At 61.3% G+C, this 4765-nt stretch carries 5 protein-coding genes; 4 read left to right on the plus strand and 1 reads right to left on the minus strand.

From position 1 onward, the window contains the following. Positions 1 to 785, minus strand: a 785-nt coding sequence (locus tag ABX749_RS22470) for a ThuA domain-containing protein (protein ID WP_372897955.1), incomplete at its 3' end; no start/stop codon positions are given. Between the two features lie 117 nt (positions 786 to 902). On the opposite strand from ABX749_RS22470, the gene ABX749_RS22475 reads away from it, so the two are divergent. The 4 genes from ABX749_RS22475 (at position 903) to ABX749_RS22490 (ending at position 4758) form a co-directional block, all read left to right on the plus strand. Beyond that, the gene (locus ABX749_RS22475; RefSeq protein ID WP_372897956.1) at positions 903 to 1790 is read left to right on the plus strand and encodes a class I SAM-dependent methyltransferase; all 888 of its coding nucleotides are present in this window, start codon (positions 903 to 905) and stop codon (positions 1788 to 1790) included. Next, positions 1787 to 2725: an ATP-dependent sacrificial sulfur transferase LarE gene (gene larE, locus ABX749_RS22480; protein WP_372897957.1), complete on the plus strand. Its 939-nt coding sequence runs from the start codon at positions 1787 to 1789 to the stop codon at positions 2723 to 2725. The genes ABX749_RS22475 and larE overlap by 4 nt, the downstream gene beginning before the upstream one ends. 53 nt (positions 2726 to 2778) lie before the next feature. Further along, positions 2779 to 4440 carry a serine/threonine-protein kinase gene (locus ABX749_RS22485; protein WP_372897958.1) on the plus strand — a complete coding sequence of 554 codons (1662 nt, stop codon included), beginning with the start codon at positions 2779 to 2781 and terminating at the stop codon, positions 4438 to 4440. Between the two features lie 84 nt (positions 4441 to 4524). Further along, on the plus strand, positions 4525 to 4758 hold the full coding sequence (locus ABX749_RS22490) for a hypothetical protein (RefSeq protein ID WP_372897959.1): 234 nt from the start codon (positions 4525 to 4527) through the stop codon (positions 4756 to 4758). The last annotated feature ends 7 nt before the right edge of the window (positions 4759 to 4765 follow it).

Genomic DNA, 4765 nt, shown 5'->3' on the forward strand with positions numbered 1-4765 from the left:
CCGTCACCGGCAGCACGGATCCATGAAACAGGAACCTCACGCGGCCCATCGTTGATGCGACTGGAGACGGCTTCCTTGCTCATGTCCAGGCTGACCAACAGACGCAGCACGCCCGTACCGACGTAGGACTTGGGGTCGTATTGGTAAATCTCGTCGGAGTGCCAGAATCCCGAACCGTCGAACGCGGCGTTGAGGACATGGCTGGGATCGTCCAATTTGAATGCCCACTTGCCGCCGGCGCCCCAGGGGTGGCCGGCGAACGTACCGCCGACGATCGCCAGGCACTCGGGATGCCGATTGAAGTTGTCGCTGGCGGCGTGGAAACCGACCAACCCTTTGCCGCCGATGATGAAGTCCATGAAGGCGTCACGCATCGCCGGTTCGGGGAATTGCATGTGGGTGGTGTTGTTCAACAGGATGGCGTCATACCGCGCCAGATTCTCCGCCCGGAAGACGTCATAGGTGTCGGCGAAATCGACTTCAAAGGCCTTGGATTTTTCCGCCATCATCCGAACGCATTCGTTGCCATGCGGAATCGACGTGTGAATGAATCCTTCGCAGCGATAAAAAACGAGCACGCGTCGCTTGGACAACGGTTTGGCCGCCAACTCGCTGGGAACAGCCGCGGCAATCTGGTGCTTCTCATTTTCCGACAACGGTTTAAATCGCTCGGCCTTTTTTTGCTCCCACTCATCAGGCTGCTGCGCAAGGAGTGATGGGGCGGACAAGAGTGCCAGGGCGGCGAACAGAATCAACAGGAGCCGCGATCGAGAGAGGCTGGGCATGGAGGGACCTGGAGGCGTGCGTGTTCAGCGGGGGGGGAGGGAACGCGTGGGAATGGCTATTGTAGTCTCCTTTACAGGCGTTCGGCAAAAGTGCAGGCTTGAGAAATGAGCAACACGGTGAACGAACGATCGAACGGCCCCGGCTATCGGCTGCTTGATTTCGGCCACGGACGCAAATTGGAATCATTCGGCGGCCGGATCTTGGACCGCCCCTCGCCGGCGGCCGAAGGCCAACGAAAACACCACCCGGATCTGTGGGCGGCCGCCGATTCTGTCTTCCATCTCGATTCCCGCGACTGGGAACATCGGACGCCTTGGCCGGCGGACCAGCGGGTCGACTGCGACGGATTTCAAATGCCGATCGCCCCCACGCCCTTCGGTCACGTCGGTGTTTTTCCCGAACAGGCGGCCAACTGGCGGTGGTTGCGCCAGACCGCTGCCCGAACCGGTGGAGACGCCAGCGGGATGAACCTGTTTGCCTACACCGGCGCAAGCTCGATCGTGATGGCCGCGACGGGGATCAAAGTCGCCCACGTCGACGCCGCCAAACCGAACGTCACGGCCGCGCGAGCAGCGGCGCAGCTGAACGGACTGGCCGATCATCCGATTCGATACCTGGTCGACGACGCGGCCAAATTCACCGCCCGCGAAGTCCGCCGCGGCAACCGGTATCAGACGATTGTCCTGGATCCCCCGGCGTATGGGCATGGGCCATCGGGCAAAGCCTGGAGACTCGAACGCGACCTCTGGCCGCTGTTGCAGGATTGCGTGTCCCTGTTGTCGCCGAACGGTTTTCGTCTGCTCATCACGGGGCATTCTCCGCAAGTCGCCGGCGAGGACGTGGTAGACTATTTGGCATCCAAGATGCCGAAAACGTTCTCGTTTTCGCCCCGTCGGTTTGATTCGATCGTCGACAGCGGACGTTTAACGCTGGACGATTCGGGTGGCCGAAAACTCGATGCCGGCTTTTTTGTTCGGGTCACTTTCCATTCGCCTGATGCATGACGACTGATTCTTCCACACCACTGCCCGCCGACCGCTCGACTGCCGACCGCTCGACTGCCGACCGCTCGACTGCCCCCACCGCGCCCGCCCGCTCGGTGGCGCAGTTGCAGGCCGAGCTGATTGGCTGGTTCGACGGCCGCGGTGAGATCGCCGTCGCGTTCTCCGGCGGGGTCGACAGCAGCGTGGTGTTGGCCGCGGCGCTCCGCAGCACCGCCCGCGCGGTCACCGCCGTCACGGCAGTTTCGCCCAGTGTCGCGACCTGGCAACTCGAACTGGCACAATCGGTCGCCAAGCACCTGGGGGCAACGCATCGATTGATGGAAACACACGAAGTCGAATTGCCCGCGTACCAAGTCAATGACGGCTCGCGTTGCTTTCACTGCAAGAGCACGCTGTATCAAACACTTCACCAGTTGTGCCAGAGTCCGACGCTTCGGGACGCGACGATCGTTTCGGGAACCAACGCCGACGATTTGGGCGATTATCGACCGGGCATCGCCGCCGGTGATCAGGCCGGTGTCTTGAAACCGCTGGCGGAATTGAACATCGACAAGGCCGGCGTTCGCGAGATCGCACACCGATTCGGTTTGCCCAATGCAACCTTGCCCGCTTCGCCGTGTCTGGCTAGCCGGATCGCCTATGGGGTGCCGGTGACGGTCGAGCGATTGCGGCGGGTGGAAAAAGCGGAAGACTTGTTGCGTGGTCTGGGATTGGACGACGTTCGCGTCCGGTACCACGAAGGTGACCTGGCGCGCATCGAAGTCCCCGCGGACCAAATCGTCAAACTGACCGCCGCCCCCATCCGTACTCGGCTGTCAGAGCAATTGATCGGCATCGGCTTTCGTTACATCACCCTGGACTTGCAAGGCTTTTCCAGCGGCAGCATGAACCGCCAACTCGTCTCGCTCGGCCAACCCATTGATCCCGGCAAGTGACTCCCGCCTGGGGCAATCCGATCGAGCCCCACACAACGTTTTCGAGAGACTTCATGAACAAGACCGCAGCTGATGATTCGTCAGACGAAGACTCCCGCGATGGCGATGCGAGGGAAACCACCGACGCGGCATGGCAGCAAGCTGCCACGACCGATGATTCGGTTGGCGATTCGGCAGCGGGAGACAAAACGAGCGTCACCGAATCCATACCTCTGCCACTGTCGACGGCCAGCTTGGTCGGATCGCGGCTGGCAGGCTATCTGATCCTCAGCCGTCTCGGTCGCGGCGGCATGGCCGACGTCTACGCCGCCCGAGACATGGCGCTCGAACGCGATGTCGCGATCAAGGTGTTGCGCCCCGACTTGGCCCGTGACCGCGACTACATCACGCGTTTCCGGCGCGAAGCCAAGGCGGCCGCCAAGCTGAATCATTCCAACATCGTCCAAATCTACGAAGTCGGTGAAGACGCCTCGCGACATTACATCGCCCAAGAGTTGATCTCGGGGCAAAACCTTCGCGAATACCTCGAACGCAACGGGACCGTCGGTCCCGAGCAGGCGATCGAGATTCTCTACGGGGTCGCGTCCGCACTCGACGCGGCGGCGATCGAGGGCATCACGCACCGTGACATCAAACCCGAGAACATCATGTGGTCCAAGGCGGGGTCGGTCAAAGTTGCCGACTTCGGACTGGCCCGATTGGGCGACGACGTGGATGGCAGTCGCGCCGATTTGACCCAGGCGGGGCTGACCCTTGGAACGCCACGGTACATGAGCCCGGAACAGGTCCAAGGTCGGCCGGTGGATCCGCGCAGCGATTTGTATTCGTTGGGCGTGACGATGTACCACCTGCTTTCCGGACGCCCTCCGTTTGAAGCCGATGATCCGCTCGCGCTGGCGTTTGCCCATGTCAACGAAACGCCCAAGCCGCTCGATCGCGTTCGAGGTGACAAAGATGTCCCCGAATGGTTGGTCGCGATCATCGCCAAGCTGTTGCGGAAAGACCCGGCCGAACGCTTTCAATCACCCGGCGAGTTGCTCGACGCGCTGACCGGTGACGATGCGACCCAACGCAGCAACACGCGTCGCTTGGCCGGCGCCGCGACCGCGACGGCCCGTTTGCAACGGGTCGCGGATGAGGAAAAACGAGACCGTGCTCGACGTCGAAAACGGATGATCGTACTCAGCCTGGTTCCGATCCTGGCCGTCGGGCTGGGGATCGCCACGGCATCCCAAGTCAAACGCCCCGCCGTGGCGGACCTGTTGCGCCCCGACCAAGTCCCCCAGCGGGGGTCGATCGAAGAGCAGTATTTGGAAGCCGCCGAACGAGACGACGTCCCGGGTTGGAAAGCGATCGAAACCTATTTCCCCCCCGGCGACAGCGCCGTGATGCAGGCGTATGTCAGCAAGGCGAAGTTACAGCTGGCCAGATTGTATCTGGAGCAAGATCGAATCGCCGAGGCTGAAGCCACGCTGGTCGAATTGCTCAATAATCCCACCACCGACCGGAAATATCGCTTGATCGCGTTGGCCCGACGGGTCCAGGCCGCCAAACAGAGCGGGGACAAATTACGCGTCGACGAAGCGAAACGACAACTCAAAGCCGCCTATTCGGACATCAAGTCGTCCAATGCGGCGGCGATTACCCTGTTCGAGGCGGTGTTTTCCGGACGCGAGCGGCTGGAATTGGGAATCGAACCCGCCCCGACCGAATAAAATTTCACCCGGGGATCGATCGAGCTAAACTAGAACGCCTCTCGTTTTGGGGAACCCTCGTTACACACCTTTTTCATTTCAGTCATGCTGTATTTTAGTCTTTGGGCCGTCTTGATGCTGGCCGTGATCGTCGCCGTTCCGGTCGCTGCAAAAATGTCGTCCGGCGGGCGCGTTGCAAAGACAGACAACGGCGACGCGGAATTGGAGGAAGATGCGGCAGGCGAGGGCAGTGGCGATGACCACGAAGTGCTCGAAGATGACTTCGGCGGCGGCGACGTCGAAGCGCTCGAAGACGACGCGTTCGATGAAGTTAAGTGACGTCGAC

The organism is Stieleria sp. (assembly GCF_041595215.1).
Taxonomy (GTDB): domain Bacteria; phylum Planctomycetota; class Planctomycetia; order Pirellulales; family Pirellulaceae; genus Stieleria; species Stieleria magnilauensis.